The organism is Pseudomonas sp. JY-Q (assembly GCF_001655295.1).
In the GTDB taxonomy this organism is placed as follows: Bacteria; Pseudomonadota; Gammaproteobacteria; order Pseudomonadales; family Pseudomonadaceae; genus Aquipseudomonas; species Aquipseudomonas alloputida.
Map to the genome: position 1 here is coordinate 1193000 of NZ_CP011525.1, position 16691 is coordinate 1209690.

The window sequence follows — 16691 nt, forward strand, 5'->3', positions numbered from 1 at the left end:
ATCGTGGAAATCCACCACTTTCCTCACCATCGTTTCCGGGTAGAATGCTCGTTCGCATGCGGCCTATGGGCTGCACGGGCGACTCATGGGGCCGCCCTCCATCCCTACGTGTGGAAGATCCTGCCGATATGTTTGCGCCTTTGTTAAAAAAACTTTTTGGAAGCAAGAACGAGCGTGAAGTCAAACGCATGCTCAAGACGGTGAGTATCGTCAATGCCTTCGAAGAGAAGATGGTGGCCCTCTCCGACGAGCAACTGCGGGGCAAGACTGCAGAGTTCAAGGAACGCCTGGCCAAAGGCGAGACACTGGACCAATTGCTGCCCGAAGCCTTCGCCGTGGCCCGTGAGGCCGGCAAGCGTGTCATGGGCATGCGCCATTTCGATGTGCAGTTGATCGGCGGCATGACCCTGCACGAGGGTATGATCGCAGAAATGCGCACCGGTGAAGGCAAGACCTTGGTCGGTACCCTGGCCGTCTACCTCAACGCATTGTCCGGCAAGGGCGTGCATGTGGTCACCGTCAACGACTACCTGGCGCGCCGTGACGCCAACTGGATGCGCCCGCTGTACGAGTTCCTCGGTCTGTCGGTCGGTATCGTCTCGGCCTTCCAGCCGCCGGAAGAAAAGCGCGGCGCCTATGCAGCCGACATCACCTACGGCACCAACAACGAATTCGGGTTCGACTACCTGCGCGACAACATGGCGTTCAGCCAGGACGAGAAGTTCCAGCGTGAACTGAACTTCGCCGTGATCGACGAAGTCGACTCCATCCTCATCGACGAAGCGCGTACCCCGCTGATCATTTCCGGTCAGGCCGAGGACAGCTCCAAGCTGTACATCGAGATCAACCGCCTGATCCCGCGCCTCACCCAGCACATCGAAGAGGTCGAAGGCCAGGTCACCCAGGAAGGCCACTTCACCATCGACGAGAAGAGTCGCCAGGTGGAGCTGAACGAAGCCGGTCACCAGTTCATCGAAGAGATGTTGGCCCAGGCGGGCCTGCTGGCTGAGGGCGAGAGCCTGTACTCCGCGCACAACCTGGGCTTGCTGACACACGTCTACGCCGGTCTTCGTGCACACAAGCTGTTCCACCGCAACGTCGAGTACATCGTCCAGGACGGTCAGGTTCTGCTGATCGACGAACACACCGGCCGTACCATGCCGGGCCGTCGCCTGTCCGAGGGCCTGCACCAGGCCATCGAGGCCAAAGAGAACCTGAACATCCAGGCCGAGAGCCAGACCCTGGCTTCGACCACCTTCCAGAACTACTTCCGCCTGTACACCAAGCTGTCCGGCATGACCGGTACCGCCGACACCGAAGCATTCGAGTTCCAGTCGATCTACGGCCTGAACGTGATGGTCATTCCGCCGAACAAGCCACTGGCGCGTAAGGACTACAACGACCTGGTGTACCTGACCGCTGACGAGAAATACGCCGCGATCATCGCCGACATCAAGGAAAGCATGAAGCTGGGCCGTCCGGTGCTGGTAGGTACCGCGACCATTGAAACTTCCGAGCACATGTCCAACCTCCTGAAAAAGGAAGGGATCGACCACAAGGTGCTCAACGCCAAGTATCACGAGAAGGAAGCCGAGATCATCGCGCAAGCAGGCGCGCCAGGTGCACTGACCATCGCCACCAACATGGCTGGCCGTGGTACCGACATCCTGCTGGGCGGTAACTGGGAAGCCGAAGTGGCTGCCCTGGAAAACCCGACAGCCGAGCAGATCGCCCAGATCAAGGCCGACTGGCAGAAGCGTCACCAGCAAGTGATCGAGACGGGTGGCCTGCATGTAATCGCTTCCGAGCGCCACGAATCGCGCCGTATCGACAACCAGCTGCGTGGCCGCTCCGGTCGTCAGGGCGACCCAGGTTCCAGCCGCTTCTACCTGTCGCTGGAAGACAGCCTGATGCGCATCTTCGCCTCTGACCGGGTGAAGAACTTCATGAAGGCACTGGGCATGCAGTCGGGCGAGGCCATCGAGCACCGCATGGTCACCAACGCTATCGAGAAAGCCCAGCGCAAGGTCGAAGGCCGCAACTTCGACATTCGTAAGCAATTGCTCGAATATGACGACGTCGCCAACGAGCAGCGCAAGGTGATCTACCACATGCGCAACAGCCTGCTGGCCGCCGAGAACATTGGCGACACCATCGTCGAATTCCGCAAGGAAGTACTGGACGCTACCATCAGCCAGCACATTCCGCCGCAGTCGCTGCCAGAGCAGTGGGACGTAGCCGGCCTGGAGGCTTCGCTGGCCAGCGATTTCGCCATCAAGTTGCCGATTCAGCAATGGCTCGACGAGGACGATCACCTCTACGAAGAGACCTTGCGCGAGAAGCTGCTGAACGAGATCACCACTGCCTACACCGAGAAGGAGGACCAGGCCGGTCTCGACGCCCTGCGAACCTTCGAGAAGCAGATTCTGCTGCGCGTACTGGACGACCTGTGGAAAGACCACCTGTCGACCATGGACCACCTGCGTCACGGTATTCACCTGCGTGGTTATGCGCAGAAGAACCCGAAGCAAGAGTACAAGCGCGAGTCGTTCAGCCTGTTCCAGGAGCTGTTGGAGTCGATCAAGCGCGACACCATCCGCGTGCTGTCGCACGTACAGGTTCGCCGCGAAGACCCGGCCGAAGAAGAAGCCCGCCTGCGCCGCGAGGCCGAAGAGCTGGCGAGTCGCATGCAATTCCAGCACGCCGCTGCACCGGGCCTGGAAAGTGAGCAATTGAGCGAGGAGGGTGCCGAAGTAGCGGTAGCCTCGGCGCCAGTACGCAATGACCAGAAGCTGGGCCGCAACGAGCCGTGCTGGTGTGGTTCGGGCAAGAAGTTCAAGCATTGCCATGGTCAGATCGAGTGATCTGAACCTTACGTTGTACAAGCCTGGGGCCGCTTTGCGGCCCTTTCGCGACACAAGGCCGCTCCCACAGGTACCGCGCTCGTCCATGAACGGGCGCGATCCTTGTGGGGGCGGCCTTGTGTCGCGATGGGGCGCGAAGCGGCCCCTTTTTCGACATCATCGTTTTTTCTAGGAGCGCTCTAATGGCTGTTGGTCTTGGTCCTTTGCCCACCCTGCACCCGGTTCCGGGTTTTGAACTCGGTATCGCTTCTGCCGGTATCAAGCGCCCGGGGCGCAAGGATGTGGTGGTCATGCGCTGTGCCGAAGGCTCCAGCGTGGCTGGCGTGTTCACCCTCAACGCCTTCTGCGCAGCGCCGGTGATCCTGTCCAAGCAGCGTGTACAGGGCACCGTACGCTACCTGCTGACCAACACGGGTAACGCCAATGCTGGCACCGGCGCGCCAGGCCTGGCCGCCGCCGAGCGCACCTGCGCCAAGCTGGCCGAACTGGCTGGCGTACCGGCCGAGTCGGTACTGCCGTTCTCCACCGGCGTGATTGGCGAGCCGCTGCCGGTCGAAAAGATCGAAGGCGCGCTGCAGGCCGCCCTCGACAACCTGTCGGAGAACAACTGGGCTGAGGCCGCTACCGGCATCATGACCACCGACACCCTGCCCAAAGGGGCCAGCCGCCAGTTCCAGCACGATGGCGTGACCGTTACCGTCACCGGTATCAGCAAGGGTGCAGGCATGATCCGCCCGAACATGGCGACCATGCTGGGCTACATCGCCACCGACGCCAAGGTGGCGCCAAGCGTCCTCAAGGACCTGATGCTGGACGGCGCCAACAAGTCGTTCAACCGCATCACGATCGATGGTGATACTTCGACCAACGATTGCTGCATGTTGATCGCTACCGGCAAGGCCGACCTGCCGGAAGTGACTGAAGCCAGCGGCGCGCTCTTCGAAGCGCTGAAAAAGGCCGTGTTCGAAGTGTGCATGGAAGTGGCCCAGGCCATCGTCCGTGACGGCGAAGGCGCGACCAAGTTCGTGACCGTGCAAGTCAACGGTGGTGGTAACCACCAGGAGTGTCTGGACGTCGGCTACGCCGTGGCCCACTCGCCGCTGATCAAGACCGCGCTGTTCGCTTCCGACCCGAACTGGGGCCGTATCCTCGCTGCCGTAGGCCGTGCCGGTGTACCGGAGCTGGATGTGAGCCTGATCGATGTTTACCTGGACAGCGTTTGCATTGCGAGCAAAGGCGGCCGCAGCCCGAGTTATACCGAAGCGCAGGGTTCGGCAGTGATGGCCCAGGAAGAGATCACCATCCGAATCGAACTGGGCCGTGGCCAGTGCAGCGAAACCATCTGGACGACTGACCTGTCCCACGAGTACGTGAAGATCAACGCCGAGTACCGTACCTGATGTAATTGGGGCCGCGTTGCGGCCCTTTCGCGACACAAGGCCGCGCCCACAAGGTCCTGTGTACAGCATCCCTGTGAGCGCGGCCTTGTGTCGCGAAAGGGCTGCAAGGCGACCCCAAAAAATCCACACCCATGGAGCCGAACCATGAGCTATCACCTGATCATCGGCGACAAGCTGTACTCCTCCTGGTCGCTGCGTGGCGCCCTGGCGCTCGAGCTGGCTGGCGTGCCCTACGAAGAAACCCTGATCAAGCTGAACCAGCCTGATACCCGCCAGCGCATCCTCGCTTTCTCCTCCACCGGCAAGGTGCCGCTGCTCATGAGCGAGCACGGTGTGATCGCTGACTCGCTGGCCATTGCCGAATACCTCAACGAACGCCACCCCGAAGCCCAGCTGTGGCCTGCCGATGTGGCGGCGCGTGCCCAGGCCCGTTCGGCCTGTGCGCAGATGCATAGCGGCTTCTTTGCCCTGCGCGGCGCCATGCCGTTCGACTTGTCGCGCGACCAGGCGCTGGACAGCGTGCCGCTGGACGTGCAAATCGACATCGACCGTATCGTTGCGCTGTGGTCCGAATGCCGTCTGGTGGCCAAGGACAGCGGCCCGTTCCTGTTCGGCAAGGCAAGCCTGGCCGATGCCTTCTTTGCCCCGGTGGCCGTGCGCCTGCGCACCTACCGCGTAGAAGTCCCCGCCGAGGCGGCAGCCTACATCGAGACCATTTATCAATGGCCAGCCTTCCAGGCATGGCAACAGGCAGGCCTGGAGGAGCGTGAAGCGTGAAACGGATTCATGTAGTAGCTGCCGTGATTCGCGGCGCTGATGGCCGTATTCTGATCGCACGTCGTGCCGATACCCAGCACCAGGGCGGCTTGTGGGAGTTCCCCGGTGGCAAGGTGGAAGAAGGCGAAACCGTCGAAGCGGCGCTTGCCCGCGAGTTGCGCGAGGAGCTGGGCATCGAGGTAAGCCATTCGCGTGCGCTGATCAAGGTCAGCCATGACTACCCGGACAAGCAGGTGCTGCTGGACGTGCGCGAGGTCGAAGCGTTCACTGGCGAACCCCATGGTGCCGAAGGCCAGCCGCTGGAGTGGGTTGCCCCGCGCGATTTGCCGCAGTACGAATTCCCCGAGGCCAACAAGCCGATCGTCGCCGCTGCGCGCCTGCCGGACCAGTACCTGATCACCCCGGACGGCCTGGAAGTGCCGCAAATGCTCAAGGGCATCCAGAAGGCGGTGGCCAATGGTATTCGCCTGATCCAGTTGCGTGCCCCGGACATGTACGACCCCAAGTACCGCGACGTGGCGGTGGATGCGGTCGGGCTGTGTGCGGGCAAGGCGCAGCTGATGCTTAAAGGGCCACTGGAGTGGCTGGGTGATTTCCCGGCGGCCGGTTGGCACCTGACGGCCGCGCAGCTGCGCAAGTATGCCGCCAGGGGCCGGCCGTTCCCCAAGGAGCGCTGGTTGGCGGCATCCTGCCACAGTGCCGAAGAGCTGGCGCTGGCTGAGCAGATGGGCGTGGACTTTGTCACCCTGTCGCCAGTGCAGGCGACCCAGACTCACCCAGAGGCGGTGCCGTTGGGATGGGATGAGGCGCAGCGGTTGATTGCCGGGTTCAACAAGCCGGTTTACCTGCTGGGTGGGGTAGGGCCGGGTGAGCGCGAGCAGGCCTGGGAAGCCGGGGCACAGGGTGTAGCCGGGATCCGGGCGTTCTGGCCCGAGGTTTGAGTCCCTTGTAACAGGGGCCGCTGCGGGGCCCATTCGCGGGCAAGCCCGCGAATGGGCTGCAAAGCAGCCGAAGTATCAGCCTTTGGGTTTCTCGGCGGGCTGCCACAAAACCTCAGCCACCCCCTGGCGCCGCCCGATGATCCGCGCCGCCACGAACAATAGATCGGAAAGCCGGTTGATATACGCCAAACCAACGCCTTCCAGCGGCTCCATGGCATTCAACTGCTGGCACCGGCGCTCTGCACTGCGCGCCAGGCTGCGGCACACGTGCGCCTGCGCCACCAGCGCCGAACCACTGGGCAGAATGAAGTTTTTCAGCGGCCCCAGCTCTTCGTTCCACACATCGATGGCCGCCTCCAGGCGTTCCACTTCCGCCAGGGTCAATGCCTGGTAACTGGGCATCGCCAGCTCGCCACCCAGGTCGAACAAGCGGTGCTGACACGGCGCCAGCACCGTGGTCACTTCATTCAGCCCGTGCTCGGCGAGCCCCGCCAGCAGCAACCCCAACTGGCTGTTCAGGCTGTCCACCTCGCCAATCGCTTCGATCCGCGGGTGGTCCTTGGGCACCCGACGGCCGTCGCCCAGGCCGGTTTCGCCTTTGTCGCCGGTGCGGGTATAGATCTTCGAAAGGCGGTAGCCCATGTCATTGCTCCGTTCTGGCCGGCACCGCCGCTGCCGGCTGGGTGAGGGGCAGGCGTAGGGTAAAGCAGGTGCCTTGGCCTGGCGTGGATTGCACTTCCATCTGCCCCTTGTGGTTGTTGGTGATAATGAAGTACGAGACCGACAGGCCCAGCCCGGTACCCTGGCCGATTTCCTTGGTGGTGAAAAACGGCTCGAAGGTGCGCTTGCGCACTGCCTCGGGCATGCCGACGCCGTTGTCTTCGACCTGGATTTCCGCCCATGGCGGGTTTAGCCGGGTGCGCAGTGTGATGCGTCCGGGCTCGCTGGGTTGCGGGCGTTGGTGGATGGCCTGGGCTGCGTTCTTCAGCAAGTTGAGCAGTACTTGTTCCAGCTCGTTGGCGGTGCATGGCACCGGCCCCAGGTCGGGGTCGAACTGGCGCACGATGGCTTGCCCCTTGAAGTCGAAGCCAATGGCCAGATCGAAGTCATTGCCGGCAATTTCAAGCGCCTGATCGATCAGTGCCGGCAGCTCGCATGGCACCAGCTGGCGGTTGCTGCGGCGGCTGAAGCTGAGCATGTGGGTGACGATCTTCGCCGCCCGGGCACCGGCCTGCTGAATGCCGTCGAGCAGTTGCGGCACCTCGCGGCTGTCCAGGTAGCGGTTGATCGTGGCCAGGTCGATGCCCAGCTCTTCGGCCTGTTCCTGGTTGCGCGGCAGGTCGGACGACAGGCGCCGGCGAATGTTCTGCACGTTGTGCAGGATAGCGCCCAGCGGGTTGTTGATTTCGTGCGCCATGCCGGCAGCCAGCCCCCCGACCGAGAGCATCTTTTCTGACTGCACCATCATCTCTTCCAATGACAGACGCTGGGTGATGTCGTCGATACGAATGACCACGCCGCGCCCGCCGCCGCCCGTCAGTGGGTAGAAGGTCAGGGCGTAGTGGCGCAGGTCGTCGCCCTTGGGCCAGGTTACCCGCTCGATCTTCGCCACTCGATGTTTTTCCACGGTTTCCTTCAGTTGCGGGAGGAACGGCTTCAGCGGCTCGAACGCAATGAACACCGGCTGGTTGAGTGCCTCGTCCAGTGGCGTGCCGGAAAGCACCGTGGCTTCGTGGTTCCATTGGGTCACGTAGAGCTGTTCGTCGAGGGCGATCAGTGCCGAGGGCATCGAGTCGATGATGCTGTTGAGGTAGTTCTGAAAACCGGTGAGCTTTTTCTCGATCTTGCTGCGTACCTGTACTTCCAGTTCCAGCTTGCGGTTGGTGTGGCGGGTTTCTTCGGCAAGGCCCTGAGCCTGGTCGTAGGCACTCTGGAACTCGTCGCGGGCGCTCTTGAGCTGCTGCTCGCGGGCCTCGATGCGCGACAGCATGGTGTTGAAGGCCTCGGCCAGGCTGCCGATTTCATCGTCATTGCCGCGCTGGGCACGCAAGGCGTAGCTCTCTTCGCGGGTAACCTGGCGGCTGAGCTCCTCAAGCTGGTTGATCGGCTGGGTGATCAGGCGTTTGATCTGCCGGGCGATGACGATCCATAGCAGGACACTGAACACCAGGATGCCCAGGCTGGCGCTGAGTGTGCCGGTGTAGAAGGCCGTGGGCAGTTCGCTGCTGGCTACCAGCAGCAAATGTGCCGGTGGGTTGGCATCGCGGGGGATGCGGATCAACTGAGTGCTGCGAAACTCCATCAGGCGCCAGCCGTCGATGTTGCGAAAACGCTTGGGCAGGGCCAGCGGCTCGCCATGTTGCAACTGCGCCAGCATTCGGCCATCGCCACCGTAGATGGCGGCGGCGCGAAGCGGAGTGTAACTGTCCAGTTCCTTGAGCAGGGCACGGGCCGTGTCCGGTGTGTCGCCGGCGCGGGCTGCAAGCTGTGGATTGGCCACCAGCCGGCCGATGGTCTGCATAGCCTGCGGCGCCATGCTTTCTTGGGTGATCCAGTAGGCGGCGCTGATGAAGGTGAGGTTGGCCATCAGCAAGATGGTCACCAGCAAAACCAGCAGGGCCGCCAGCAGCTTCTGCCCGACCGGGAGGTTTTCCAGGCGTTGGCGCAAGGTCATGGGCAAGGCAATGTCCGTATCCGGTTGAAGGGCCGCGTCAGTCGCAGGGCAAACCACGCGCGCGCAGGTTTTCGACCAAGCGCTGCAGCAGGTGTTCCAGCTGCGGCAGTTGCAGGCCATGACGGCCCGCAGCGCGGCAAGCATGGCCGAGCAGGTAGTGCAACTCGGTGCGCCGTCCTGCATGCACGTCCTGGTACATGGAAGAGTAGTTGGCTGCGGTGGCGAGGATTACCCGCTGGACTTCTTCGTCCAGCCCCTCGGCTGCTTGCGGCTGGCCGCAACGGCGCAGCAGTCGGGCCAGCTCGACGCACAGGGCCTGCACTTCACCCAGGTGCCCCAGCAGCCCGCCATTCTGGCAATCGTGAAGCACGGTCAGCGGGTTGATGGCGCAATTGAGCGCCAGCTTGCGCCACAGGCGGGTCAGTATGTCTACTGTCCACTCAGCGGGGATACCGGCCTCGTGCAGGTCATCGAACCAGGCGGGGAGCAGGGGGCTTCGTGGGTCGCCTAGCCAGTTGAAGCCATGGCCGGCAAAACGCACTTGCCAGTCCCCCTCGCGGAAGGCGCCTTCGGTGCTGGAGGCGAAGATGCAGCGAGCGTGCGGCACCAGGTCGGCGACTTCATCCTGGCTGCCCAGGCCATTCTGCAACAGCAGCACTTCGGCGCTCTCGGCCAGCCGTGGCGCTACACCGACAATCGCCGGGGCAGCGTCATAGGCCTTGCAGGCCACCAGCAGCCGGTGGATCGGGCCTTGCGCTTGCGCCGTTTCGGCCGGTATGGCGTAGCGCCGGGTTTGGTCCTGCTCGACCAGGGTCAGGCCACCGGCCTGCTGATAGGCTTGCAGCCGTTGCCCGTCACGCAGGATCAGGCGCACAGCCTTGCCTGCGCGTGCCAGCCGGCAGGCCCACAGACTGCCAAGGCTACCGGCGCCGAGAATATGCCAGGTGCTGCTCATATGCGTTTCGCAACCCGTTATAATGAGCCCGCATTTTAACCTTCAAACCCAGCGCGCTCCATCTTCAGCCTGAGCGCGCTTTTATTTTGGGAGAACAACCATGCCTTCGTTCGACGTGGTATCGGAACTGGACAAGCACGAAGTGCAGAACGCGGTCGACAACGCCATCAAGGAACTGGACCGCCGCTACGACCTCAAGGGCAAAGGCACCTTCGAGTTCAAGGACAAAGAGCAGACCGTGATGCTCACTGCTGAGGAAGAGTTCCAGCTCGAGGCGATGCTGGAGATCCTGCGCCTTGCACTGGTCAAGCGCAAGATCGACGTGAAGTGCCTGGAAACCAAGGACCCCTACGCCTCCGGCAAGGAAAAGAAACAGGAAGCCAAGTTCCGCGAAGGCATCGACAAGGACCTGGCAAAAAAGATCGTTGCCACCATCAAGGATGGCAAGCTGAAAGTACAGGCCGCCATCCAGGGTGAGCAGGTACGGGTAACCGGCAAGAAACGTGACGATCTGCAGGAAGCCATTGCCCTGCTGCGCACCAAGGAATTCGACATGCCGCTGCAGTTCAACAACTTCCGCGACTGATGTGGGGGTGGCCCGGAACCCCGATGGCCAAATGATGTCCATGGGGGCCGGGGTTGCGTAATAACACGCGCGGCCTGTTCTACCGTGTACTTGCCGCTCGGCATCAGGAGATGAATATGGATTTGAACGCTGAGGTCGACCAGCTCGTCCGCCAATCCCAGACGTGGATCCCTTTGATCATGGAATACGGCAGCCGTGTGCTGCTGGCACTGCTGACCTTGGCGGTTGGCTGGTGGATCATCAACAAGGTCAGCGCCCGCCTCGGCAAGCTGGTTGGCCTGCGCAACGCCGACCTGGCGCTGCAGGGCTTCATCAGCACCCTGGCGAACATCGTGCTGAAGGTGCTGCTGTTGGTCAGCGTAGCCTCGATGATCGGCATCGAGACCACCTCGTTCGTCGCCGCCATCGGTGCCGCAGGCCTGGCCATCGGCCTTGCCTTGCAGGGCAGCCTGGCGAACTTCGCCGGTGGTGTGCTGATTCTGATGTTCCGCCCGTTCCGTATCGGTGACTGGATCGAGGCGCAGGGCGTTGCCGGCACCGTCGACAGTATCCAGATCTTCCACACCGTGCTGCGCACCGGTGACAACAAGACGGTCATCATGCCCAATGGCAGCCTGTCCAACGGCATCATTACCAACACCAACCGCCAGCCGACGCGCAAGGTGGTGTTCGATGTGGGCGTTGACTACGAGGCCGACCTGCAGAAGGCCCGCAATGTGTTGCTGGAGCTGGCAAAGGACCCGCGTGTTCTGCAAGACCCGGCACCGCAGGCGGTCGTGTCGACGCTGGGCGACAGCTCGATCACCGTATCGCTGCGCTTGTGGACCAAGACCTCCGATTACTGGGACGTGATGTTCATGCTCAACGAGTATGCGCGTGACCGGTTGAAGGCCGAAGGGATCGATATTCCGTTTCCGCAGCGGGTTATTCGCGTGGTGCAGGAGACTGCAACGCAGTAATTCCGCGTTGAAGCCGGGGCCGCTTTGCGCCCCTTCGCGGGCAAGCCCGCTCCTACACAGGACACGCATGTCCTCGTAGGGGCGGGCTTGCCCGCGAAGGGGCGCAAAGCGGCCCCAGCTTTTTCCTACCCTGATTACACTTGCTCACAGCAATTTCCAACAATTTCTGGCATATAGCGTGATCCCGCCTGCCACACCCGATACGCCATCATGAAACCACTGCTGTATGTCACCCCTCTGCGTGCCTTGCTGTTCGGCCTGACCTTGGCCCTGTTCGAACTGCTGACCTACCTGGCCAGCGACGCGGTCATGCCGGCCATGCCGGTCGTGGTCAGTGACCTCGATGCCAGCCCCGAATACATACCCCATGCCCTCAACCTGTACCTGCTGGGCGGCGTAGTACTGCAATGGCTGATCGGCCCGTTGGCCGACCGTTATGGACGGCGCCCGCTGCTGCTGGTCGGTTGCGCATTCTTTGGCCTGGCCTGCCTGGCCACCTTCTGGGTCCAGGACATCGGCCTGTTCAACCTGTTGCGCCTGTTGCAGGGCATTGGCCTGGGCTTTGTGGTCACGGTCAGCTACCCGGCCCTGAACGAGGCTTTCAGCGAAGCTGATGCTGTACGCATGATGGCCCTGCTGGCCAACATCGCCTTGCTGTCGCCCCTGCTCGGGCCGCTGGTGGGCACCTTGCTGCTGCAATGGCTGGATTGGCGCTGGCTGTTCGTGGCGTTCGCCATCGGCGCGGTGCTGGCCTGGCTGCTGTTGTACCGGCTGATGCCGGAAACCCTGGGCGTGGAGCGCCGTGACGGCTCGCGGCTGGCGTTCACGCCGATTCACCTGCTGCCACTGTTGGCGGGCTATGGCCAACTGCTGGGCAACCGCCGCTTCGTTGCAGGCAGCGCCGCCCTTGGGTTGGTCGGCTTGCCGCTGATTGGCTGGATTGGCCTGTCGCCGGTGCTGCTGATTCACGATGAGGGATTGAGTACCCTGGAGTATGCCTTGTGGCAGTTGCCGGTCTTTGGCGGGCTGATCCTCGGTAACCTGATCATCAACCGCATTGCCGATCGCTACCCGCTGCCAGCCCTGGTGCGTGGTGCGCTCTGGCCATACCTGGCGGGCCTGTGCCTGATGGTGCTGGCGACCTGGTACTGGCCGAGTGTGACCAGTGTGGCGGCTGGCATGTCGCTGTATGCGCTGGGGTTGGGCGTGGCCAATGCGGTGCTGTACCGCATGACGCTGTTCTCCAGTGAGCAGAGCAAGGGGCTGGTTTCGGCCATGCTGGGGATGATCACCATTGCCTTGCTGGGGCTCGGCGGTGCGCTGCTGGCGATGATTGGCGCCGGTGCCAGCTTGCTGCATTTTGCCCTGGCGGCGGGGGTGGCGGGGGCGTTGGCGCTGTGGCCGCTGTGGTTTGTGGTGGGGGGGCGGCCTGGGGAAGGGGCTGTAGCTTGATAAGTGGTATTGCCTGTGCCGGCCTCTTCGCGGGTAAACCCGCTCCTACACAGGGCCGCGCCGCCTTGTAGGAGCGGGTTTACCCGCGAAGAGGCCAGCACAGGCAATACAAAGTTTCAGGGCCGCTCAGCCACCGAGTGGTCGTCCGCCACCGGCGTTCCCCGCCCGGCTTCCTGATGCCACTGCAGGGCGATCAGGATCAGCGTAGGCACCCCCAGCAGCGCCGTGATCAGGAAGAAGTCGTGGTAGCCGAACTTCTCCACAATAACGCCCGAATACCCGCCGATCAGCCGCGGCAACAGCAACATGATCGAACTGAGCAGCGCGTACTGGGTCGCCGAGAACTTCAGGTTGGTCAGGCTGGACAGGTAGGCGACAAAGGCCGAGGTAGCCATGCCGGAGCTGAAGTTGTCCAGCGAGATGGTCACCACCAGCATTTCCAGGTTCGGCCCCATGTCAGCCAACATCAGGAACAGGATGTTGGTGCCGGCAGAGGCCGCGCCGCCAATGAACAGGATGGGCATGATGCCGAAGCGTACGATCAGCAGGCCGCCAACCCCGGCGCCGACCAGGGTCATGATCAGGCCGAAGATCTTGCTGACGCTGGCAATCTGGTCCTTGGTGAAGCCCATGTCGATATAGAACACGTTGGCCATCACCCCCATCACCGTGTCCGACATGCGATAGGTGGCGATCAGGCCGAGCAGCAGCAGAGCCTGCCAGCGGTAGCGGGTGATGAAGTCGTTGATCGGGGTCAGCACGGGAGCCAGGCCGCGGCGGCCGAGGCTCGACAGGCAGGCCCAGGTCAGCAGCACGTAGAGGATCAGGCGCAGGAAGGCGCGGTCTTCCAGCAGCAGGTCCAGCGGCGTGGCATCACCGGAGACCACGCTGGACCAGCCGGTATTGAACATCTGGGTGAAGCTGGCCGGTACCGAGACCAGCAGGATGATCAGCACGAACACCGAAGCCATCTGGTGCACCAGCCCGTAGCGCGCTGCCGACAGTTGGGTGCGCATGGGCACTGGCGGTTCGCGCATGACCAACGTGGTGAACAGGGCGGGCAGCATCATCACCCCGAACATCACGTAAGTGCCGGCCCAGGCCTTGTGCAGGTAGCTGAAGCCGGTAGAGCCGAACCACTCGGCGAAGAACAGGGCACCGGCCGTGGCGAGCAAGGCAGCCACCCGGTAGCCGGCCATGTAGCTGGCAGCGAGCGCGGCCTGGCGCTGGTCGTCAGCGATTTCCAGGCGGTAGGCGTCGACTGCAATGTCCTGGGTAGCCGAGGCGAAAGCCACCAGTACGGCCATGGCAATCAGCCAGGAGAGATGCTGTTGCGGGTCGCACAGGCTCATGCCGACCAGCCCGATCACCACCAGCGCTTGCGACAACAGCAGCCACGAGCGCCGGCGCCCGAGGCCGCCAAGCAGCGGCAAGCGCCATTGGTCGAGCAGCGGTGACCAGACCCACTTGAAGGCGTAGGCCAAGCCAATCAGGCTTGCATAACCGATGGTTTCACGGGCAACGCCGGCTTCGCGCAACCATACCGACAGGGTCGAGAACACCAGCATGTAGGGTAGGCCGGCGGCGAAACCGAGTAGCAAAAGTACCAATGTTGACGGGCTGGCATAGGCAGCAAGCGCAGCGCGCCAGGTTTTACGGGGCATGGGCCAACATCTGCCTCAAGTTTTCGAAAACAAAGCGCGCACTCTAACCGCTGTGCTCCATTGGGCGCCAGCCATGGCGCGTCATATCCACACGATTGTTGCTTACATTCACACCTTCTGCGCGTAACCGCGCCCGTTGTTCATCGCCCGACGGGGTGCCCAGCGCCAGGCTCAGCCGGCCACCCGCAGCGAGCACCCGGTGCCAAGGCAGGCGTGTGTCTGCAGGCAACTGCCCCAGGGTGCGCCCAACCCAGCGCGCCGCACGGCCAAGCCCAGCCAGTTCGGCCAGCTGGCCATAGCTCACGACCTTGCCGGGTGGCACTTGGCCCAGTACTGAATACAGCGCCGTTCGTCGGCCCTCGGCCGAATCGAGGGCGTGCTCATATCCATCAGACATCTCGCCCGCCTTGGGCTGCAGATGAAACCGGACCGGTGGTCTGGTAAATGAGAGTTGAACTCAACGGCATACTCCCGGTCTGTCCTTGCTCTGGTCTTGGGTATCTGGATAATGCCCGGCTTTTTCGTCAAATCGAACCCATAGTCCGCAAACAAAGCCCGTTTATGAATTCTAGATCCTTGTTGTGCCTTCTTGCTGTTTCCCTGTGTGCCTCTCCGGTGTTCGCCGACACTGTGTGGATGAAGAACGGTGACCGGCTAAGTGGCAAGATCAAGGTATTCGATGGCGGCAAGCTGCTGCTGGAAACCCCTTATGGTGGGTCCATCGCCCTGGACTGGAAACAGGTCCAGACGCTGGAAAGCGACCAGGAGATGCTGGTCAAGCAGGACGCCTACAGCGGAGAGAAAGCCAAGTCGCTCAAGGCGGCAGAGCCAGGCAAGGTGACCTTGGCCAATGGCGAGGCACCGAAGACGGTGGAGCTGGCCAGTATCGAGCAGATCATGAAGCCCAAGCCGCTGGTCGAGGATTTCGTGTGGAAAGGCAATGTCGACGTGGCACTGGACTACAAGCGCGCCGAGAACGACACCGACGATTACGACGTGGGCTTCAAGACCACCGCCCGTCATGGCCGTTGGCGGCACAACGCCGAGGGTGAGTACAACCGCGAGACCAAGGACGACGTCACCACCACCGACAACTGGAGCGCCGAGTACGCGCTGGACCGCTTCATTACCGAGAAGTGGTTCTGGCAGGGGCGTGCGGAATACAAACGTGATCGCATCGAAGACCTGGCCCGCCAGCGCACCGTGGGTACCGGCCCGGGTTACCAGTTCTGGGACGATGAGCTGGGCGCGTTCTCGCTGGGCTCACTGATCAACCGTACTGACTTCGAGTATCAGGATGGTGGCAAGGATAATTTCTATTCTGCGGCCGTGAAGTGGGATTACACCCGCTACCTGATCGGCAAGAACGTACAGCTGTTCACCAACGGCGAGTTCGCCAAGCCGCTGGGTGGCGTGGCCGACTACTCGCTGGATGCCGAGGTTGGCCTGCGCTACAAGGTCACCGAGTGGGCCTCGCTGAACCTCAAGGCGGAGAAGGACATCATCACCGGCACGCGTGAAAGTGACCTGGACAAGACACGCTATACCGCGGGCTTCGGCGTTACCTGGTAAGGCGTCTGGATGCAGGTCAGTGGCACAGGCAGCTGATAATGCTTATCTTGTCCCCAACCCGTCCGCCAGGAGCCGCCCTCAAGTGAGTACCAACGCCATCCGCCCCGCCCGGGAACTGCTGCTCAAGGAATACCGCGGCGTGCTTTCGACACATTCCAGGTCGATGCCTGGCTACCCCTTCGGTTCGGTCGTGCCGTACTGTCTGGACGACCAGGGCAACCCGCTGATCCTGATCAGCCGCATTGCCCAGCACACCCATAACCTGCAGAAGGACCCCAAGTGTTCGCTGTTGGTGGGTGAGCGCGAGGCCGAGGATGTGCAGGCGGTAGGGCGCCTGACGGTGATGGCCGAAGCGCACAAGCTGGTCGACGAGGCCGTCATCGAGGCCGCCGCCGAGCGCTATTACCGCTATTTCCCGGATGCGGCCAACTACCACAAGGCCCACGACTTCGATTTCTGGGTGCTGCAACCGGTGCGTCACCGTTACATCGGCGGCTTCGGTGCGATCCACTGGCTTGACCATGTCACCTTGGCCAACCCGTTCGCGGGCAAGGCCGAGGGGAGCATGATCGAACACATGAACAGCGATCACGCCAGTGCCATTGCCCACTACGTCGAGTTGACCGGGTTGCCACGGCACGTACCGGCGCAGATGGTTGGGGTAGACAGTGAAGGCATGCACCTGCGCATCGGCCAGGCCGTGCACTGGTTGCCTTTCCCCACTACTTGCAACACGCCGACACAAGTCCGCGAGGCCTTGGTTTTGCTGGCTCGCGCCGACCATTGGCCGCTTGTGATGCAAGCCGAGGGTTGAAATCCGGAGCGCAGGCATCCATGTGAGGTCTTA

Annotated in this window: 14 protein-coding genes; 9 read left to right on the forward strand and 5 right to left on the reverse strand. The window is 62.4% G+C overall.

All coding sequences use genetic code 11. From position 1 onward, the window contains the following. Positions 1-128 precede the first annotated feature (128 nt). The 4 genes from secA (at position 129) to AA098_RS05315 (ending at position 5982) form a co-directional block, all read left to right on the forward strand. Positions 129-2864, forward strand: coding sequence for a preprotein translocase subunit SecA (gene secA, locus AA098_RS05300; RefSeq protein ID WP_064613913.1), 2736 nt, complete (start codon positions 129-131; stop codon positions 2862-2864). Positions 2865-3046: 182 nt separating this feature from the next. After that, positions 3047-4264 (forward strand): bifunctional glutamate N-acetyltransferase/amino-acid acetyltransferase ArgJ, encoded by a 1218-nt coding sequence (gene argJ, locus AA098_RS05305; RefSeq protein ID WP_003251879.1) that lies wholly within the window; start codon positions 3047-3049, stop codon positions 4262-4264. A 144-nt stretch (positions 4265-4408) separates the two neighbouring features. Continuing rightward, the gene (locus AA098_RS05310) at positions 4409-5041 is read left to right on the forward strand and encodes a glutathione S-transferase family protein (protein ID WP_054888618.1); all 633 of its coding nucleotides are present in this window, start codon (positions 4409-4411) and stop codon (positions 5039-5041) included. After that, positions 5038-5982, forward strand: coding sequence for a Nudix family hydrolase (locus AA098_RS05315; RefSeq protein WP_054888619.1), 945 nt, complete (start codon positions 5038-5040; stop codon positions 5980-5982). The genes AA098_RS05310 and AA098_RS05315 overlap by 4 nt, the downstream gene beginning before the upstream one ends. Positions 5983-6057: 75 nt before the next feature. Here AA098_RS05315 and AA098_RS05320 read toward each other — a convergent pair whose 3' ends face one another. The 3 genes from AA098_RS05320 to AA098_RS05330 are packed head-to-tail and all read right to left on the reverse strand — an operon-like array spanning position 6058 to position 9611. Then, positions 6058-6624, reverse strand: a complete 567-nt coding sequence (locus tag AA098_RS05320; protein ID WP_004575125.1) for a cob(I)yrinic acid a,c-diamide adenosyltransferase — start codon at positions 6622-6624, stop codon at positions 6058-6060. 1 nt (position 6625) lies between these two features. Next, positions 6626-8656 (reverse strand): ATP-binding protein, encoded by a 2031-nt coding sequence (locus tag AA098_RS05325; RefSeq protein WP_004575126.1) that lies wholly within the window; start codon positions 8654-8656, stop codon positions 6626-6628. A gap of 37 nt (positions 8657-8693) precedes the next feature. Beyond that, positions 8694-9611 (reverse strand): putative 2-dehydropantoate 2-reductase, encoded by a 918-nt coding sequence (locus tag AA098_RS05330; RefSeq protein ID WP_064613914.1) that lies wholly within the window; start codon positions 9609-9611, stop codon positions 8694-8696. Between the two features lie 100 nt (positions 9612-9711). Here AA098_RS05330 and AA098_RS05335 point away from each other — a divergent pair, with 100 nt between their 5' ends. From AA098_RS05335 to AA098_RS05345, 3 genes are all read left to right on the forward strand, one after another. Beyond that, positions 9712-10197: a YajQ family cyclic di-GMP-binding protein gene (locus tag AA098_RS05335; RefSeq protein ID WP_003251890.1), complete on the forward strand. Its 486-nt coding sequence runs from the start codon at positions 9712-9714 to the stop codon at positions 10195-10197. 116 nt (positions 10198-10313) lie between these two features. Then, positions 10314-11156 (forward strand): mechanosensitive ion channel family protein, encoded by an 843-nt coding sequence (locus tag AA098_RS05340; RefSeq protein ID WP_003251892.1) that lies wholly within the window; start codon positions 10314-10316, stop codon positions 11154-11156. Positions 11157-11366: 210 nt separating this feature from the next. After that, positions 11367-12608 (forward strand): MFS transporter, encoded by a 1242-nt coding sequence (locus AA098_RS05345; RefSeq protein WP_064613915.1) that lies wholly within the window; start codon positions 11367-11369, stop codon positions 12606-12608. A gap of 116 nt (positions 12609-12724) precedes the next feature. Here AA098_RS05345 and AA098_RS05350 read toward each other — a convergent pair whose 3' ends face one another. Next, positions 12725-14272: an AmpG family muropeptide MFS transporter gene (locus AA098_RS05350; RefSeq protein ID WP_003251896.1), complete on the reverse strand. Its 1548-nt coding sequence runs from the start codon at positions 14270-14272 to the stop codon at positions 12725-12727. Positions 14273-14315: 43 nt separating this feature from the next. After that, the gene (locus AA098_RS05355) at positions 14316-14669 is read right to left on the reverse strand and encodes an MGMT family protein (protein ID WP_003251897.1); all 354 of its coding nucleotides are present in this window, start codon (positions 14667-14669) and stop codon (positions 14316-14318) included. A gap of 164 nt (positions 14670-14833) precedes the next feature. Between AA098_RS05355 and AA098_RS05360 the strand changes: the two genes are divergently transcribed. Both AA098_RS05360 and AA098_RS05365 read left to right on the forward strand, forming a co-directional pair. Further along, entirely contained in the window at positions 14834-15844 is a 1011-nt protein-coding gene (locus AA098_RS05360) for a DUF481 domain-containing protein (protein WP_012053643.1), read from the forward strand. A gap of 82 nt (positions 15845-15926) precedes the next feature. Beyond that, entirely contained in the window at positions 15927-16658 is a 732-nt protein-coding gene (locus AA098_RS05365; protein WP_003251901.1) for a HugZ family protein, read from the forward strand. Positions 16659-16691 lie beyond the last annotated feature (33 nt).

Coding starts and splice junctions, on each gene's coding strand:
- AA098_RS05310 (WP_054888618.1), top strand. CDS start 4,409: ATGAGCTATCACCTGATCATCGGCGACAAGCTGTACTCCTCCTGGTCG.
- AA098_RS05340 (WP_003251892.1), top strand. CDS start 10,314: ATGGATTTGAACGCTGAGGTCGACCAGCTCGTCCGCCAATCCCAGACG.
- AA098_RS05360 (WP_012053643.1), top strand. CDS start 14,834: ATGAATTCTAGATCCTTGTTGTGCCTTCTTGCTGTTTCCCTGTGTGCC.
- AA098_RS05320 (WP_004575125.1), bottom strand. CDS start 6,624: ATGGGCTACCGCCTTTCGAAGATCTATACCCGCACCGGCGACAAAGGC.
- AA098_RS05335 (WP_003251890.1), top strand. CDS start 9,712: ATGCCTTCGTTCGACGTGGTATCGGAACTGGACAAGCACGAAGTGCAG.
- AA098_RS05330 (WP_064613914.1), bottom strand. CDS start 9,611: ATGAGCAGCACCTGGCATATTCTCGGCGCCGGTAGCCTTGGCAGTCTG.
- AA098_RS05325 (WP_004575126.1), bottom strand. CDS start 8,656: ATGACCTTGCGCCAACGCCTGGAAAACCTCCCGGTCGGGCAGAAGCTG.
- AA098_RS05345 (WP_064613915.1), top strand. CDS start 11,367: ATGAAACCACTGCTGTATGTCACCCCTCTGCGTGCCTTGCTGTTCGGC.
- AA098_RS05350 (WP_003251896.1), bottom strand. CDS start 14,272: ATGCCCCGTAAAACCTGGCGCGCTGCGCTTGCTGCCTATGCCAGCCCG.
- argJ (WP_003251879.1), top strand. CDS start 3,047: ATGGCTGTTGGTCTTGGTCCTTTGCCCACCCTGCACCCGGTTCCGGGT.
- secA (WP_064613913.1), top strand. CDS start 129: ATGTTTGCGCCTTTGTTAAAAAAACTTTTTGGAAGCAAGAACGAGCGT.
- AA098_RS05355 (WP_003251897.1), bottom strand. CDS start 14,669: ATGTCTGATGGATATGAGCACGCCCTCGATTCGGCCGAGGGCCGACGA.